Annotated in this window: 13 protein-coding genes; 1 reads left to right on the top strand and 12 read right to left on the bottom strand. The window is 61.2% G+C overall.

The genetic code is table 11. The features are described from left to right. Positions 1 to 95: 95 nt before the first annotated feature. The 4 genes from ftsA to aqpZ form a co-directional block, all read right to left on the bottom strand. Entirely contained in the window at positions 96 to 1,427 is a 1,332-nt protein-coding gene (gene ftsA / locus CCGE531_RS12190) for a cell division protein FtsA (protein WP_120664394.1), read from the bottom strand. Further along, on the bottom strand, positions 1,424 to 2,332 hold the full coding sequence (locus tag CCGE531_RS12195) for a cell division protein FtsQ/DivIB (protein ID WP_205586497.1): 909 nt from the start codon (positions 2,330 to 2,332) through the stop codon (positions 1,424 to 1,426). Before CCGE531_RS12195 ends, ftsA begins: the two co-directional genes overlap by 4 nt. A gap of 11 nt (positions 2,333 to 2,343) precedes the next feature. Continuing rightward, entirely contained in the window at positions 2,344 to 3,270 is a 927-nt protein-coding gene (locus tag CCGE531_RS12200; protein ID WP_120664396.1) for a D-alanine--D-alanine ligase, read from the bottom strand. 300 nt (positions 3,271 to 3,570) lie between these two features. Continuing rightward, entirely contained in the window at positions 3,571 to 4,257 is a 687-nt protein-coding gene (gene aqpZ / locus CCGE531_RS12205) for an aquaporin Z (RefSeq protein ID WP_120664397.1), read from the bottom strand. 255 nt (positions 4,258 to 4,512) lie between these two features. Here aqpZ and CCGE531_RS12210 point away from each other — a divergent pair, with 255 nt between their 5' ends. After that, positions 4,513 to 5,844, top strand: coding sequence for an MFS transporter (locus CCGE531_RS12210; RefSeq protein ID WP_120664398.1), 1,332 nt, complete (start codon positions 4,513 to 4,515; stop codon positions 5,842 to 5,844). Positions 5,845 to 5,936: 92 nt separating this feature from the next. On the opposite strand, the gene murB is transcribed toward CCGE531_RS12210, so the two are convergent. The 8 genes from murB to CCGE531_RS12250 form a co-directional block, all read right to left on the bottom strand. Then, entirely contained in the window at positions 5,937 to 6,911 is a 975-nt protein-coding gene (gene murB / locus CCGE531_RS12215) for a UDP-N-acetylmuramate dehydrogenase (RefSeq protein ID WP_120664399.1), read from the bottom strand. Beyond that, on the bottom strand, positions 6,908 to 8,323 hold the full coding sequence (gene murC, locus CCGE531_RS12220; protein WP_120664400.1) for a UDP-N-acetylmuramate--L-alanine ligase: 1,416 nt from the start codon (positions 8,321 to 8,323) through the stop codon (positions 6,908 to 6,910). The genes murB and murC overlap by 4 nt, the downstream gene beginning before the upstream one ends. Continuing rightward, positions 8,320 to 9,441 (bottom strand): undecaprenyldiphospho-muramoylpentapeptide beta-N-acetylglucosaminyltransferase, encoded by a 1,122-nt coding sequence (gene murG, locus CCGE531_RS12225; protein ID WP_120664401.1) that lies wholly within the window; start codon positions 9,439 to 9,441, stop codon positions 8,320 to 8,322. The genes murC and murG overlap by 4 nt, the downstream gene beginning before the upstream one ends. 181 nt (positions 9,442 to 9,622) lie before the next feature. Next, positions 9,623 to 10,777 (bottom strand): putative lipid II flippase FtsW, encoded by a 1,155-nt coding sequence (gene ftsW / locus CCGE531_RS12230; RefSeq protein WP_120664402.1) that lies wholly within the window; start codon positions 10,775 to 10,777, stop codon positions 9,623 to 9,625. Between the two features lies 1 nt (position 10,778). Then, entirely contained in the window at positions 10,779 to 12,191 is a 1,413-nt protein-coding gene (gene murD, locus CCGE531_RS12235; protein ID WP_120664403.1) for a UDP-N-acetylmuramoyl-L-alanine--D-glutamate ligase, read from the bottom strand. Positions 12,192 to 12,198: 7 nt separating this feature from the next. Further along, positions 12,199 to 13,320, bottom strand: coding sequence for a phospho-N-acetylmuramoyl-pentapeptide-transferase (gene mraY / locus CCGE531_RS12240; protein ID WP_120664404.1), 1,122 nt, complete (start codon positions 13,318 to 13,320; stop codon positions 12,199 to 12,201). 11 nt (positions 13,321 to 13,331) lie between these two features. Then, entirely contained in the window at positions 13,332 to 14,792 is a 1,461-nt protein-coding gene (locus CCGE531_RS12245) for a UDP-N-acetylmuramoylalanyl-D-glutamyl-2,6-diaminopimelate--D-alanyl-D-alanine ligase (RefSeq protein ID WP_120664405.1), read from the bottom strand. After that, positions 14,789 to 16,252, bottom strand: coding sequence for a UDP-N-acetylmuramoyl-L-alanyl-D-glutamate--2,6-diaminopimelate ligase (locus CCGE531_RS12250; RefSeq protein WP_120664406.1), 1,464 nt, complete (start codon positions 16,250 to 16,252; stop codon positions 14,789 to 14,791). Before CCGE531_RS12250 ends, CCGE531_RS12245 begins: the two co-directional genes overlap by 4 nt. Positions 16,253 to 16,282 lie beyond the last annotated feature (30 nt).

The raw sequence follows: 16,282 nt of genomic DNA on the forward strand, positions 1-16,282 counted from the left end.
GTTCCTTCTCTTTATGGCCGCATCGCCACGCCGGCCAATTCACTCGATTTCACTTGCCTGATGCTTACCCCGGAAAACCTCTCCGGATCAGGCACTCAAAAACTCTCCTTCAGCCATTGGCCGACACGGCCGATCCGGCTGTTGTTACCCCCAAGCGACGAGAGCAGACCGCTGCTCGGCGCATGTGTCTCCATGTCCGCGACCTGCGGATAGATCATCAGACCGACCGCCGTCGAAAAAGCCGGCCCCTTGGCCGCCGTCGGCAGGCCGGATACGCCCATCGGGCGGCCGATGCGGACATTGCGGGCAAGAACGCGGCGGGCCACGTCGGGCAGGCCGGTCAGCTGGCTGGCGCCTCCCGTCAGAACGACGCGCTTGCCGACGATCGGGCTGAAGCCCGAACGCTGGATACGATCGCGAATGAGTTCGAGGGTTTCCTCGATGCGAGCCTTGACGATGCGCGACACAAGCGCCTTCGGCACCTGCGTCGGCTGGTCACGCTCATCTTCGCCGATCGGCGGGATGGAAATCAGTTCACGCTCTTCCGAAGAATTCGCGAGCGCCGAGGCATGGACCACCTTCAGCCGCTCCGCATCCTCGATGCGGGTGGAAAGACCACGGGCAAGGTCAGTGGTGACGTGATGGCCGCCAAGGCTGACGGCATCGGTATGCACCAGCTTGCCTTCGGCAAAGACCGAGATCGTCGTCGTGCCGCCGCCCATGTCGATCGCGGCGCAGCCGAGCTCGACTTCGTCGTCCACGAGAGCAGCAAGACCGCTGGCATAAGGCGTCGCCACCATGCCCTCGACCGAAAGATGGGCGCGGTTGATGCAGAGCTCGAGGTTGCGCAGCGCTGCACGCTCCGCTGTCACCACATGCATGTCGACACCGAGCGCGTCGCCGAACATCGCCAGCGGATCGCGGATGCCGCGCTCGCCATCGAGCGAGTAGCCGGTCGCCAGCGAATGCAGCACGGCGCGTTCCTGGCGGATCGACTGCTGGCAGGCGGCGGCCAGAACCTTCTTGAGGTCGTTGGCCTCGACTTCCTGACCGCCTAGATCAATGGTCGCGGTGTAGATGTCGCTGCCGAGACGGCCGGCTGAGACATTGACGATCAGGCTGTCGACGGTGAGGCCGGCCATGCGCTCGGCCGCATCGACGGAGAGCCGGACGACGCTTTCCAGCGCATCGAGGTCGGCGATCACGCCGGTCTTGATGCCGCGCGAGCGCTGGTGGCCGATGCCGATGATCTCGATATTGTGCGTGCGGTTCGGGAGAACCTGACTCTCCTCGCGCGGCGTCAGCCGGCCGATCATGCAGACGACCTTCGTCGAGCCGATGTCGAGGACCGAGACGATGTGCGACCGCTTCGAAGAGAGCGGCTTCAACCGAGGCAGGCCGAAATGGGACGAACCGAATAAGCTCATGTATCCTGCCCTGCTTTCTTCAAAGCCTTGTTTCTCGCATCGACGGCGGCCTGACGGCGAACTGTGGCATCCGTGGTTAGTTCTATTGCGGTGCGATCATCGAGACGGAGATCGACGGCGGCTATATCGCGCTCGAGAAGATTTTCGTTCTTGTCGAGCTTGGTCAGTCGCGCAAGCGCGCCGTCGATATTGTCTTCCGGCAATTTGATGGTCACGCCGTTATCGAGATAGAGATCCCAGCGACGGCCGGCGACGCGGACGAAGGCCTTCACATGACCACGGACATCCGGCCACTTGGCAAACTCGTCCTCGACCGATGCGGCTGCGGTTTCGGCATCGCGACCGACGAAGAGCGGCAGCTTGGCGAACTTGTTGTCGCGTAGCGGCGCGATCACGCTGCCGTCCTTCTGGATCAGCGAAAGCTCGGAGCCGTGCTGCCAGATGGCGTAAGCCTTGCGCTCCCTCAGCTTCACTTCGACCGTCCTTGGATAGACCTTGCGAACTTCCACATTTTCGACCCAAGGCAGGCTCGCGATCTTCAGGCGAGCGGCATCGGCATCGAGGGCAACGAGCGAGGTCGTGCCGTCGAGGCCAAGCAACTGCAGGATCTCGATTTCCGAGGTCTCGTCATTGCCGGAAACCTTGACGTCCTCGATCGCGAAGCCGGCAGCAGACGTCGTCGCCTCGGCGACAGCCTGAGTGTGGCCACCAAGCGACATGCCGTAAAGGCCGGTTGCGGCCAGCAGCATGAAGGCGGACACCGTGCCCGTGTGCGCGGGAATGCTGACGCGACCCGAGCCGAGACTGACCAGGAAGCGCACTGCGCGGCGCAGCGGGCGCGGCAGGACGAATGCGTCCTCGACATCGTCGATGGCGAGCGGGACGCGATGACGGGACCGCCTCATATTTTTGACCGTCAGCGCAAACAAGACGCGTCCTCCACCATCCACCGGAGAAATTCACCAAAAGAGTAGCCGGCATGAGCGGCCATTTCAGGCACCAGCGAGGTAGGAGTCATGCCGGGCTGGGTATTGATCTCCAACCAGACAAGTTCACCTTCTTCGGAAAAGCGATCGTCAAAACGGAAGTCGGATCGACTAACACCGCGGCAGCCGATAGCTTCATGCGCCCTTAACGATAATATTTGTATCTTTTGGTAAAGATTCGGTGAAATTTCCGCCGGCAAGACATGTTTTGACCCACCCTTGGCGTACTTGGCGTCATAGTCATAGAAGCTGTGACCGAGCGGCACGATCTCGGTAACGCCGAGGACCTTGCCACCCATGACCCCACAGGTCAGCTCCCGCCCATAGACATAGCGCTCGACCAGCACCTCGTCGCCATAGCGCCATTCGGAAGACGTAACGATCTGCGGCGGATGCGCCTGATCCTCCTTGACGATCACGACGCCGAAGCTTGAGCCCTCGCGCACCGGCTTGACGACGTAAGGCGGCTTCATCGGATGTTCGCCGACGATGCCGAAGCGGTTCATAACGATCGAACCGGCGACCGGAATGCCAGCCGCGGCGGCAACCGTCTTGGCGCGCGACTTGTCCATCGCAAGCGCCGAGGCAAGCACGCCGGAATGCGTATAGGGAATCTGCAGATATTCCAAAATGCCTTGAATTGTCCCGTCTTCACCGAAGGGTCCATGCAGCGCATTGAAGACGACGTCGGGCTTCAGCTCGGCCAGACGGCTGGCGACATCATGCCCCACATCGATACGAGAAACCTGAAAGCCTTCGGCTTCAAGGGCATCGGCACATGCCTTCCCCGAAGAAAGGCTGACAGGCCTCTCCGAGGAAAATCCGCCCAAAAGGACAGCCACGTGCTTGCCACCCATCAATACCCCCGACTTCACGGTCCCTGCTCTTCGTTTACCGGGCCTCGCCTAACAGCGATTCTCGCCCCGCTTTCAATAGGCTGATTAGAACGACATTAAGGTTAATGAAGCGTTTACTTTCGTTAACTTTCGGCCGTTCCGCCGATGATCGAATGGTTCGAATCAAACCGACCTAGTGAATTCTGCCATTAGAATCAGAGAGTTGCTACTTTTGAAATCGCTACATTTAGATTTTTTAAACAAAGAAGCCCGCATCGAAGGAGCAGATGCGGGCCGGAAGGCATTAAAATTGCTTTGATTTCACTCGTTGTCGTCGACCAGTTTCCAGACCAGTCCGCCCAATGCGCCGCCAACGATGGGAGCGACCCAGAACAGCCAAAGCTGCTGCAGGGCCCAACCGCCGACGAACAGTGCCTGGCCTGTCGAACGGGCCGGGTTGACCGACGTATTGGTGATCGGGATCGAAATCAGGTGGATCAGCGTCAGCGTCAGGCCGATGGCGATCGGCGCGAAGCCGGCCGGTACCTTGCTGCTCGTCGAGCCCAGAATCACGACGAGGAAAAACAAGGTCAGCACGATTTCGGCCACCAATGCCGAGACCAGCGAATAACCACCCGGCGAATGCTCGCCATAACCATTCGCCGCAAAACCGCCGAGCTGGAAATCGGCCTTGCCGCTGGCGATCAGATAAAGCACGGCTGCAGCCACGATGGCACCGACAACCTGCGCGACGATATAAGGAATGAGTTGCCCGCCCGGAAAGCGGCCAGCCACCGTCAGACCAACCGAGACGGCTGGGTTGAAATGCCCTCCCGAAATGCCGCCGACCGCATAGGCCATCGTCAGCACGGTCAGACCGAACGCAAAAGCAACCCCCAGAAAACCGATACCGAGGCTCGGAAATGCCGCAGCGAAGATTGCGCTGCCGCAGCCACCAAATACGAGCCAAAATGTCCCAAGAAACTCAGCGATGAGTTTTTTCTGCATAAAACCCTTCTCCTTTGCCCTCAACCAAAGCGAAAATCGGCCATCTATGAAAAAACCCCGGGAAGGACTCGCCCGAAGCACGCCCACTCAACGGCAAACATTCGCCCAATTGTTTGCGAATCAACAATTGCGGCTAAATAGTAGCACACAACCGCTGATTTCTTGCGCATCTGACGTTTGCGTCGAACAAAAATTGCGCTAAGGACACGCCTTACCTAATAAGGAAACCTTAGCATCCTCTAAATTGGTGGGATTATGACTGACGCGATATCTCCTTTATCGCCGACCCCCTCGTCATCGAACAATGCTGTTGCGAATTCCCCGGCACGTGTTCTGATCGCGAGCCTTATCGGCACAACGATCGAATTTTTCGATTTCTATGTTTATGCAACGGCGGCGGTTATCGTCTTCCCGAAGCTGTTTTTTCCGGCAAGCGATCCGACCTCGGCAACGCTGCAGTCCTTCGCGACCTTCTCCATCGCCTTCTTCGCGCGTCCGATCGGCGCGATGATCTTTGGCCATTTCGGTGACCGGATCGGCCGCAAGGCGACGCTTGTTGCGGCTCTGATGACCATGGGCCTCTCGACGGTCCTGATCGGCATGCTGCCGACCTATGAATCGATCGGCGTTCTCGCACCAGTGCTGCTGGCGCTTTGCCGCCTCGGCCAGGGCCTCGGCCTCGGCGGCGAATGGGGCGGCGCGGTGCTGCTGGCGACGGAAAACGCGCCTGAAGGAAAGCGCAGCTGGTACGCCATGTTCCCGCAGCTCGGCGCCCCCATCGGCTTCATCCTGTCGGCCGGCCTCTTCCTCATCCTGCGCGAAACCATGGCGGATGCGGACTTCCTCAACTATGGCTGGCGCGTCCCCTTTCTGATCAGCATCGTGCTGGTTGCCGTCGGCCTCTATGTCCGCCTGAAGATCACGGAAACCCCGGAATTCCAGCGCGCGATCGAGAAGGAAGAGCGCGTTTCCGTCCCGATCGCGGTCATTTTCCGCTCGCACGTCCGCAGCCTGATTCTCGGCACCATCATCGCGGTCGCGACCTTCGTGCTGTTCTACCTGATGACGGCCTTTACGCTGAGCTGGGGCACCAGGCCTCCGGGCAACGGACCGTTGCCGGCGGGTCTCGGCTACTCGCAGGGCCAGTTCCTCGTCGTCCAGCTCGCCGGCGTCGTCTTCTTCGGCCTGATGATCCCGATCTCCGGCCTGTTGTCGGACCGATATTCGCGCCGGCTGGTTCTGATCCTGACGACGATCGGCATCTTCATCTTCGGCCTGTTCTACTCGTCGCTGCTGACGGCTGGGCTTGCAGGCGCTTTCGCCTGCTCGATCATCGGCCTTGCGCTGATGGGCTTCACCTACGGCCCGATCGGCGCCGCGCTGGCGGCACCCTTCCCGACCACCGTGCGCTATACCGGCGCCTCGATGACCTTCAATCTCGGCGGCATCGTCGGTGCATCCCTGGCTCCCTACATCGCCACATGGCTCGCGACGACCTATGGCCTGGTCTATGTAGGCTATTATCTGGCCGCCGCCGCGCTGCTCTCGCTGATCGGCATCCTGCTCTCGGGCAACGACGAAATCTGAAGACTTCGCGATAATCAATTGAAAAGGCCGGGTGAAAACCCGGCCTTTTTCTTGAATCATTTTCTGAAGTTCGAGCCGATGATAGCGCAAGCCTACTCGGTCGTGACGCCCTGGAAAGGACGAACTTCCCGGCCGGGCATGAAGTGTCCAAGGCGCTTGATTTCCCATTCCAGCTTGACGCCGGAGTTCTCGAAAACCTCGCGGCGCACCTGCTCGCCGAGATATTCCAGGTCGTAGCCCGTCGCCTGCTCCATGTTGATCATGAAGTTGCAATGCAGCGACGACATTTGCGCACCGCCGATGACGAGACCGCGGCAACCCGCCTCATCGATCAGCTTCCAGGCGGAAAGATCTTCCGGGTTCTTGAAGGTCGAACCGCCGGTCTTTTCCCGAATCGGCTGCACGGTTTCGCGATGGGCGCGCACGGCATCCATCTCGGCGCGGATCTTGGCGCGATCTTCCGCATAGCCCTCGAAAAGGACGTGCGTGAAGATCAGATCTTCGGACGCATCCGAATGCCGGTAGCTGTAGCCCATCTCGGCATTGCCGAGCACAAGCTTGTCGCCCTTGCGGTCGACGGCATGGACTTCGACGACCCGCTCGCGCGTTTCGGCGCCGTTGGCGCCGGCATTCATCCGCGCGGCACCGCCGATGCTGCCGGGAATGCCGTAGAAGAAATGGAAGCCGCCGATGCTGTTGTCCATCGCCATGGCCGCGACATGCTTGTCGGGGCAAATGGCGCCGGCCAGGATACGGTTTTCGCCGGCAAGCTCGACGGAGCCGAAGCCCTTGGCCGAAAGCCTGAGGACGACGCCTGGAATGCCGCCGTCGCGCACCAATATGTTCGAGCCCACGCCGACGACCGTCAGTGGCACGTCTTCCGGCAATATCTTCAGGAAGGCGACGAGATCGTCCGTGTCATGCGGCTGGAACATCAGTTCCGCCAGCCCGCCGGCGCGGAACCACGTAACGCGATCCATCGGCGCGTCCGGCGTCAGCCGGCCCCTGATGTCCTTTACACCGTCGCCGAGCGACGCCAGAAGCTTTTCCCCATTTACCTGTTTCATGCGGACTTACCCGAGAGGCCTTCCAATTCCTTTGGCAATGATGCTGCCCAATATGTGATATTGCCAGCGCCCAACAAAACCACAAAATCACCCGGTCGCGCAATCTCTGCAACCATGGCGGCAAGATCTTCCTGCGATGGCAGGTAGCGTGCATCGCGATGGCCGTTAGCCTTGATGCGCGAAACCAGTGTCTGTGAATCCACACCTTCGATGGGATCCTCGCCGGCCGCATAGACGGGCGCAAGGAAGATGCTGTCTGCATCGTTGAAGCAGGCTGCGAATTCCTCGAAAAGGCTCGACAGGCGCGTATAGCGATGCGGCTGGTGGATCGCGATGACGCGGCCGTTGCAGGCTTCGCGCGCGGCCTTCAGCACAGCCTTGATCTCGACGGGGTGATGACCGTAGTCGTCGAAGACCTTGATGCCGTTCCATTCGCCGGTCAGCGTGAAGCGACGCTTGACGCCGCCGAAGGATGCCAGCCCCTTGGCGATCGCCTCGCTGGAAATGCCAAGCCGGTTGGCAACGGCAACGGCCGCCGTCGCGTTGGAGATATTGTGACGACCCGGCATCGGCATGACGAGATCCTTGATCTGGATCACCTTGCCCGTACGGCGCCTGCGGATTTCGATATCGAACAGCGAGCGCGTGCCATCGATGCGCACATTCGAGAAACGCACGTCCGCCTGCGGGTTTTCGCCATAGGTGATGACCTTTCGGTCCTCGATGCGCCCCACCAGCGACTGCACTTCAGGATGGTCGATGCACAGGACGCCGAAGCCATAGAACGGCACATTCTCGACGAACTGCCGGAAGGCGGCCCGCACGGCATCGAAATTGCCGTAGTGATCGAGATGCTCCGGATCGATATTCGTGACGACGGCGACATCGGCCGGCAGCTTCAGGAAGGTGCCGTCCGATTCGTCGGCCTCGACCACCATCCATTCGCCGGCGCCCATGCGCGCATTCGTGCCATAGGCATTGATGATGCCGCCGTTGATGACTGTGGGATCAAGACCGCCGGCTTCCAGAAGCGTCGCCACGAGAGACGTCGTCGTGGTCTTTCCGTGCGTGCCGCCGATGGCGATAGCGCTGCGGAAGCGCATCAATTCGGCCAGCATTTCGGCGCGGCGCACGACCGGCAGCAGCTTTTCGCGCGCGGCGGCGAGCTCGGGATTGCTCTTCTTGATGGCGGTCGAGACAACAACGACTTCGGCATCGCCGAGGTTTTCCGCCTTGTGGCCGATATGGACCGGAATGCCCTTGTCGCGCAGCCGCTGCACATTGGCGCTTTCCGATTGATCGGAACCCTGAACGCGATGGCCGAGGTTATGCAACACCTCGGCAATGCCGCTCATTCCGATACCGCCTATACCGATAAAATGCACAAGGCCGATGGCCTTCGGCAGCTTCATGCGCCTGCCCCCTTGAATTGCTGAATTGAACGTCCCGCGGCAATAGCCTCAACCATGTCGGCAAGCAAGTTTGCCGCATCCGGCTTCCCCGCCTGCTTGGAGGCGGCGGCCATTTTTGCGAGCTTTTCCGGCATGGTCATGGAGCCGCGCAGGATAGTGGAAAGTTTCTCCGGCGTCAGTTCCGACTGCACGATGACTTTGACGCCGCCTGTTGCCGCCAGCGCGGCCGCATTGGCCGCCTGATCGTGATCGAGCGCATGCGGATAAGGCACGAGGATCGCCGGGCGGCCGATGACGGCAAGCTCCGATACGGTCGAGGCTCCGGAGCGGCATAGAACCAGATGCGCGGCACCGATGCGCTCGGCCATATCGGTGAAGAACGGCGCGACATCGGCGCCCATTTCCAGCTTTCTCGTGCAGCTGTTGACCGTCTCCATATCCTCGGGGCGCACTTGCTGCGTGATCCGCAGGCGCTTGCGCAGCGGCTCCTCAAGCAGGCTGATTGCCGTGGGCACGGCCTTCGAGAAATACTGCGCGCCCTGGCTGCCGCCGAAGACGACCAGATTGAACGGATCGTCCGGCCCCGACGGTACATAGGGACGCTTCGCCGCCTCGATGACGGCCGGGCGCACGGGGTTTCCCGTCGTTATCGTCTTCTCCGCAAATGTGCCGTTATCGGTGAGGAAGCCGCCCGCAATCGCGCGAACGCGCGTCGCCAGCATCTTGTTGGCGCGGCCCATGACGGCGTTCTGCTCATGCAGCATGGAGGGCACGCCCATGCGCGTGGCGGCGAGAAGCGGCGGAACCGTCGGATAGCCGCCGAAGCCGACGACGCAGACGGGTTTCAGTCTCTGGATCAGCTTGCGGGCTGCGCGCATACCCGTCCACAGCGTCCAAAGCGAGCGCGCAACCTTCAGCGGGTTTTTCGAACCGATCGTCGCCGAGGGCACGACGTGGATCTCTTCGGCCGGAAACTTGCCGGCGTAGCGTTCGGCGCGGCTGTCGGTGACGAGGTGCACGGAATAGCCGCGCTCCTTCAGTTTATAGGCCAGCGCCTCGGCCGGAAATACGTGACCGCCGGTACCGCCGGCGGCAAGAAGGACAATGCCTTTACTCATAATTTTCGCTCCCGCGAACACCCCACTACTCGGGGCATCTCCCTAATATAGGAAGCCGCCACGGCCACGTCATCGACGCGGGCCAAGCCCCCCTCATAGACCGCCGCTTCCTGAAAAGCGAACGCAGAATGAGAGGCAGGCGGGAGATATCGAGAGCAAATGGCAGATAGTCCCAAGATGCTCACTCCGCCGGCAATCCGTGCGTCACGCGGAACAGGGTGCGATCCTGCGCACGCTTTTCCGGCCTGTGACGCGTCAGCGCCAGGATGAAGCCCGCCGTCACGCAGATCGCGGTCATCGACGAGCCGCCGTAGGAGATCAGCGGCAGCGTCATGCCCTTGGCCGGCAGGAGCTGCAGGTTCACGCCGATATTGATGATCGACTGAATGCCGATCTGCAGCACGAGGCCGGCAACGGCGAAACGATTGAAATCGTTCTTTTCCTTATAGGCGTGCGACAGGCCGCGCAGCACCAGAACGGCAAAGATGAGGACAAGCACCATGCAGAAAATGACACCGAATTCTTCGGCAGCCACCGAGAAGATGAAGTCCGTATGCGCGTCCGGAATGATGCGCTTGACGATGCCTTCGCCAGGACCGACGCCGAACCAGTTGCCATGAATGATCGCTTCCTTGGCGGTATCGACCTGGAACGTGTCGCCCTCGCCCGTCATGAACTTGTTCACGCGTTGCGCGACGTGGTCGAAGACGTAGTAGGCCGCGACGAAACCGCCGGCGCCAAGGCCGCCGAGCACGATGATCCACAGCCAGGGCATGCCTGCCATGAAGAACATGCCACCCCAAACAGCGGTCGTCAGGATGGTCTGGCCAAGGTCCGGCTGAGCCACGAGCAATGCGACGACGATGCCGAACAGGATAATGGCGAAGAGATTGCCCGGAATTTCCGGCTGCCGCGCATGTTCGGAGAACAGCCAGGCGCAGACGACGACGAAGGCCGGCTTCATGAATTCGGACGGCTGAATCGACAGCGCCGCGATATTGACCCAGCGCCGTGATCCCTTGACCTCGATGCCGAAGAAGAGCGCGAAAAGCATCATCGCCAGCGCGACGATCAGCAGGATGACCGCCGTCCGCCGCACCTGACGGGGCGTCATGAAGGAGATGCCGATCATCGCTGCGATCGCCGGGACAAGGAACAGGGCGTGGCGTTTGACGAAGTGGAACGGCTCAAGCCCGATGCGCTCCGCCACCGCTGGCGACGCCGCGAAGGAAAGCATGAAACCGATGCCGATCAAGAGGATGAAAAGGGCGAGAAACACGCGGTCGATGGTCCAGAACCACTCGGCCAAGGCCCCACGTTCAACGCGGCTTACCATATCATTTGCCTCCAGCTGCTGAACCGATCAGCATGGTGACGCCCTCGATCGCAGCCACATGGCTGACGAAGGCGTCACCCCTGACCTCGAAATTCTTATACTGATCGAAACTTGCGCAAGCCGGTGACAGCATCACCGCCACGGACGCATGGTCGTCCTCGTTTGCATCGGCTGCCGCATGCGCAACGGCCCGCTCCAGCGTCCCGGAAATTTCATAGGGCACCCGCTCGCCGAGCGTTGCGGCAAAAGCCGGCGCCGCCTCGCCGATCAGATAGGCCTTGGCTATGCGCGGGAAGAGCGGCGCAAGGGTCGTGATCCCACCCTCTTTCGGCAGGCCACCGGCAATCCAGTAGATGTTGTCATAGCTCGAAAGCGCAGGCGCCGCCGCATCCGCGTTGGTCGCCTTGGAATCGTTGACGAAGACCACCCGGCCGCGTCTTCCGACGGGCTGCATGCGATGCTTGAGGCCGGGGAAGGATCTCAATCCAGCCCGAATTTCATCGGCCGAAACGCCGACGGCAAGGCACGCGGCGATTGCCGCCGCGGCGTTCTGTGCGTTATGGCCGCCGCGCAAGGTCTGGATGCCGTCGAGATCGGCAATCTCGCTTGCTGCACCGCTCGATGCCCGCATGATGCGGCTGCCCTCCGCATAGAGGCCATCCGGCAATGCATGCCGGCGCGAAATCCGCATCACCTTGCCGCCCGCCCTTTCGATGCGATCGGCGATCAAGGAAGAATGACTGTCGTCGATGCCGACGATAGCAACGTCGCTGCCAGCGACCAACCGCTCCTTGATATCGGCATAGTGCTGCATCGTGCCGTGCCGATCGAGATGATCGGGCGTCAGGTTCAGCAGAATGCCGGCGGAAGGATTGAGCGTCGGCGCCAGATCGATCTGGTAGGAAGAGCATTCGACCACATAGAAACGGCCAGCTTTCGGTGGATCGAGGGTCAGCACGGCCGTACCGATATTGCCGCCAAGCTGCGTGTCGCGCCCACTCGATTGCAGAATGTGGGCGATCAGCGCCGTCGTCGTCGATTTGCCGTTCGTGCCGGTAATGGCGATGAACGGGCAATCCGGGGCGTGTGCACGCCGTTCTCGCACGAAAAGCTCGACGTCGCCGATGGCCTCCACGCCGGCGGCATGAGCGAGATCGACCGTCCAATGGGGCTTCGGATGCGTCAGCGGCACGCCGGGCGACAGCACGAAGACCGACAGGCTGTTCCAGTCGATCGTCCTGAGATCGGCAACCGCTATCCCCTCCGCTGCCGCCTTCGCCACGCTGTCTGGATTGTCGTCCCAGGCCGTGACCTCGGCGCCGCCGGCGACGAGCGCACGCGCCGTGGCGAAACCCGAGCCGCCGAGGCCGAAGAGAGCGACCTTCTTTCCTTTCAGCGTGGTGACGGGGATCATCGGTGCCTCACCGCAGCTTCAGGGTGGACAGGCCGACCATCGCCAGGATGACAGCAACGATCCAGAAGCGCACGACGACCTGGCTCTCGGTCCAGCCCTTCTTTTCGAAATGGTGATGGATCGGCGCCATCAGGAAGACACGGCGCTTGGTCATCTTGAAAAAGCCGACCTGGATGATGACGGAAAGCGCTTCCAGCACGAAAAGACCACCGATGATCGCCATGACGATCTCGTGCTTGGTGGCGACGGCGACCGAGCCGATCATGCCGCCGAGCGCCAGAGAACCGGTATCGCCCATGAAGATAGCGGCCGGCGGCGCATTGAACCAGAGGAAGCCAAGACCCGCCCCGATAACCGCGCCGAGCACCACGGCCAATTCGCCCGTGCCGGGCACGAAATTGATCGCCAAATAGTCGGCGAAGACGAAATTGCCGGCCAGATAGGAGATGACACCGAAGGAGGCCGCCGCGATCATGACCGGCACGATGGCAAGCCCGTCGAGGCCATCAGTCAGGTTGACGGCATTGCCGGCGGCAACGATGACGAAGGCACCGAAGAATACGAAGAACATGCCGAGATTGAGCAGCAGGCTCTTGAAGAAGGGGAAGGCGACAGACGAGCCGAAGGTCGAGCCGGCCGGGCCGGAGGACAGCGCGGTCGTCATCATGAAATAGACGGCAATAGCGGCGATGACGAACTCGATGCCGAGGCGCGCGCGACCGGAAAAGCCCTTGTCGCTCTGCTTGGTAACCTTGAGATAGTCGTCATAGAAGCCGATCGCCCCGAAGCCGAGCGTCACGAGCAGCGTGGCAACCACATAGACATTGGCAAGATCGGCCCAAAGCAGCGATGAGACGACGATGCCGGCCAGGATCATCAGCCCGCCCATCGTCGGAGTGCCGGCCTTCTTGAAATGCGTCTGCGGACCATCGGCGCGGATCGGCTGCCCCTTGCCCTGACGCACGCGCAGGGAGGAGATGATTCGCGGCCCGAAGAGGAAGACGATCAACGCGGACGTGAACAGGGCACCGCCGGTACGGAACGTGATGTATCTGAACAGATTGAGGAATCTGAAATGAGTATTGAAGAAATGAATATGGTCCGACAGGTCGGCAAGCCAGATCAGCATAAGAGCCCTTTCTAAAGCCCCTGATGGGTGTGGAGGCCCGTGTCGGAAAATGCGGGGAACTTGTCAAGCAAGCCCGCCACGATCTTTCCAAACCCCATTCCCAGCGACGATTTCACCATCAAGACGTCGCCGGGGGCGACTGAATTGAGCGCGAATTCCGAGAGCTCCTCCGTCGTCTCGCGGTATTCGACATGAACACTTTCCGGCAGCTCATCCCTTAAAGCCGCCATCTCCGGACCGGCCAGCCAGACATGCTCGATACCGGCCGCCAGCAGCGGTCCGGCAAGATTGGCATGCACGCGCTGGGCATAGTCCCCCATTTCCAACATATCGCCGAGAACGGCGATCCGCCTGCCCAGCCGTCCACCCAGCCCCGCATGCGGCGAGGTCGTCGCCAGCAGTTCGATGGCCGCGCGCATGGATGCGGGATTGGCGTTATAGCTCTCGTCGATCAGCGTGAAGTGACCGTTGCCGATCGCCCGCTTGTGGCGCTGTCCCCGGCCCTTTTCCGGCTGCAGGTCCGCCAGGGCATCGACAGCCTCGTCGAGATCGGCCTCCACGAGCATGACGGCGCCGAGCACGGCAAGCGCATTTTCGGCGATATGGCGGCCCGGTGCGCCGAGCGCCACTTCGATGGTCTCGCCGCCGATCGTCAGCCAAAGCGTCGAATTTTCTTCCGAGGCATTGAATTCCGCAAGGCGCACATCGGCCTTGGCATGCTGGCCGAAGCTGTGCACATGCTCGATGCCGGCCGTCAGCGCCGCATGTTCCAGCATCTCGAACTGATCGTTATCGTGGTTGAGAATGGCGTGACCGCCCGGCACGACACCGTCAAAAATCTCGGCCTTGGCGGCAGCGATCTCGCTGATGCTGTTGAAATTGCCGAGATGAGCCGGCGCGATCGTGGTGATGATCGCCACATGCGGCTGCACCATCTTGACCAGCGGACGAATTTCCCCGGGATGGTTCATGCCGACTTCGAAAATACCAAAATCCGTATCTTCAGGCATGCGCGCCAGAGTAAGCGGGACACCCCAATGATTGTTGAACGAGGCGACCGAGGCGTGCACCTTGCCCGAGGGTGTCAGTGCGCGCCGGAGCATTTCCTTCGTGGTGGTCTTGCCGACCGAACCTGTAACGGCGATGATCTTGGCCTGCGTACGCTGACGGGCGGCGACACCGAGCCGTGCAAGTGCCGCCAGCACATCGTCCACCACGATCTTCGGTACGGTCAGCCTGCCCATTGCCGGCAGACGCCCCTCGCTGATCACGATGAAAGCCGCGCCATTCGCCATTGCCAGATTGGCATAGTCATGGCCGTCGACGCGATCGCCCTTGATTGCAAAAAAAGCCTCGCCGGGCTGAATGGAACGACTGTCTATGGAAATGCCCGTAATGCCCTCTGGCAGTCCTCCGAAGGAGCGGCCGGAGATTGCGGTGATCATATCATCAGTTGTCCATAACCAGCTCAAAACTTCAAATCCTCCAATGCTTTGCGCAATTCGGCATGGTCCGAGAACGGCAGCGTGACGCCGCCGATCGTCTGACCTTCCTCATGCCCCTTGCCGGCGACGATCAGCGTGTCGCCGGATTTCAGCAGGCCGACCGCCTTGCGGATCGCTTCGGCACGATCGCCGATCTCCGTCGCGCAGGCGGCAGCCGTCATGATTTCGGCACGGATCGTTGCCGGATTCTCGGATCGTGGATTGTCGTCGGTGACGACGACGACATCGGCGAGACGGCAGGCAATCTCACCCATGATCGGCCGCTTGCCGCGATCACGATCGCCGCCGCAACCGAAGACGACAATGACGCGGCCCGTCGTGAACGGCCGCACCGAATTCAGGACATTTTCGAGCGCATCCGGCTTGTGGGCATAGTCAACATAGGCAAGCGCGCCATCATGCGTGTGACCGACAAGCTCCAGGCGACCGGATGCACCGACAAGCTTTTCCAATGCCGCCATGGCGATCGGCGCCGCGACGCCCGTCGAGATGGCAAGGCCGGCGGCGACAAGCGCATTGGCGATCTGGAAATCCCCAGCCAACGGGATATGGACTTCGAAGATATCGTCGCCGACATGCACCTCGGCGATCTGCTTGTGGCGAAAATGCTCGACGCGCTTCAACGTCAGGAAATCGCCCTTGCGGCCGACGGTGCGCACGTCCTGTCCCGCATCGCGGGCAGCGGCAATCGCCTGAGGGGACCAGGCATCGTCAGCAAAAATGACGGCCGGCGAGCCCTTCGGCAGCAAATCCCGGAACAGCCGCATCTTGGCGGCCATATAGTCCTCAACCGTCGGATGATAATCCATGTGGTCACGGCCGAGATTGGTGAAAGCGGCGGCAGCAAGCCTCACACCATCAAGCCGGAATTGATCGAGACCATGGCTGGAGGCTTCCATGGCTGCATGGGTCACGCCTTCCTCGGCGAGCTCGGCCAGCAGCTTGTGCAGCGATACCGGATCAGGTGTCGTCAGAGCGCCATATTCGTTGCGGGTCGGCGATACGACGCCGGTCGTGCCGATCATGGCGGCCGGATGACCGGCATGGGCCCAGATCTGGCGCGTGAAGGAAGCAACCGAGGTCTTGCCGGCGGTACCAGTCACCGCCACCATCGTTTCCGGCTGCCGTCCGTAGAAGCGCGAAGCGGAGACGGCAAGAAACCGACGCGGCTCGGAAACCGAGAGCACGGGCACGCCGCCGGCATCGGCCCCATGGCCCGCGACGACAACCGACGCTCCGCGAGAAACGGCATCTGCGATGAAACTCGCTCCATCAGCCTTCGTGCCAGCCACGGCGACAAATGCCACGCCGGGCGACACCTTCCGGCTGTCGGCAGAAATCCCGATTATCTCAAGATCGCCAAGCGTCCCGCCAATCTGTGTGTTGAGTTCCGAAAACGTATTTCCGGCAATTTCCCGCAAGTTCATCGAATGTACTTTTCGCCTTTTCGATCAGTC

This window comes from Rhizobium sp. CCGE531, from assembly GCF_003627795.1.
GTDB lineage: Bacteria > Pseudomonadota > Alphaproteobacteria > Rhizobiales > Rhizobiaceae > Rhizobium.

Coding starts and splice junctions, on each gene's coding strand:
- ftsA (WP_120664394.1), bottom strand. CDS start 1,427: ATGAGCTTATTCGGTTCGTCCCATTTCGGCCTGCCTCGGTTGAAGCCG.
- CCGE531_RS12195 (WP_205586497.1), bottom strand. CDS start 2,332: ATGAGGCGGTCCCGTCATCGCGTCCCGCTCGCCATCGACGATGTCGAG.
- CCGE531_RS12200 (WP_120664396.1), bottom strand. CDS start 3,270: ATGGGTGGCAAGCACGTGGCTGTCCTTTTGGGCGGATTTTCCTCGGAG.
- aqpZ (WP_120664397.1), bottom strand. CDS start 4,257: ATGCAGAAAAAACTCATCGCTGAGTTTCTTGGGACATTTTGGCTCGTA.
- CCGE531_RS12210 (WP_120664398.1), top strand. CDS start 4,513: ATGACTGACGCGATATCTCCTTTATCGCCGACCCCCTCGTCATCGAAC.
- murB (WP_120664399.1), bottom strand. CDS start 6,911: ATGAAACAGGTAAATGGGGAAAAGCTTCTGGCGTCGCTCGGCGACGGT.
- murC (WP_120664400.1), bottom strand. CDS start 8,323: ATGAAGCTGCCGAAGGCCATCGGCCTTGTGCATTTTATCGGTATAGGC.
- murG (WP_120664401.1), bottom strand. CDS start 9,441: ATGAGTAAAGGCATTGTCCTTCTTGCCGCCGGCGGTACCGGCGGTCAC.
- ftsW (WP_120664402.1), bottom strand. CDS start 10,777: ATGGTAAGCCGCGTTGAACGTGGGGCCTTGGCCGAGTGGTTCTGGACC.
- murD (WP_120664403.1), bottom strand. CDS start 12,191: ATGATCCCCGTCACCACGCTGAAAGGAAAGAAGGTCGCTCTCTTCGGC.
- mraY (WP_120664404.1), bottom strand. CDS start 13,320: ATGCTGATCTGGCTTGCCGACCTGTCGGACCATATTCATTTCTTCAAT.
- CCGE531_RS12250 (WP_120664406.1), bottom strand. CDS start 16,252: ATGAACTTGCGGGAAATTGCCGGAAATACGTTTTCGGAACTCAACACA.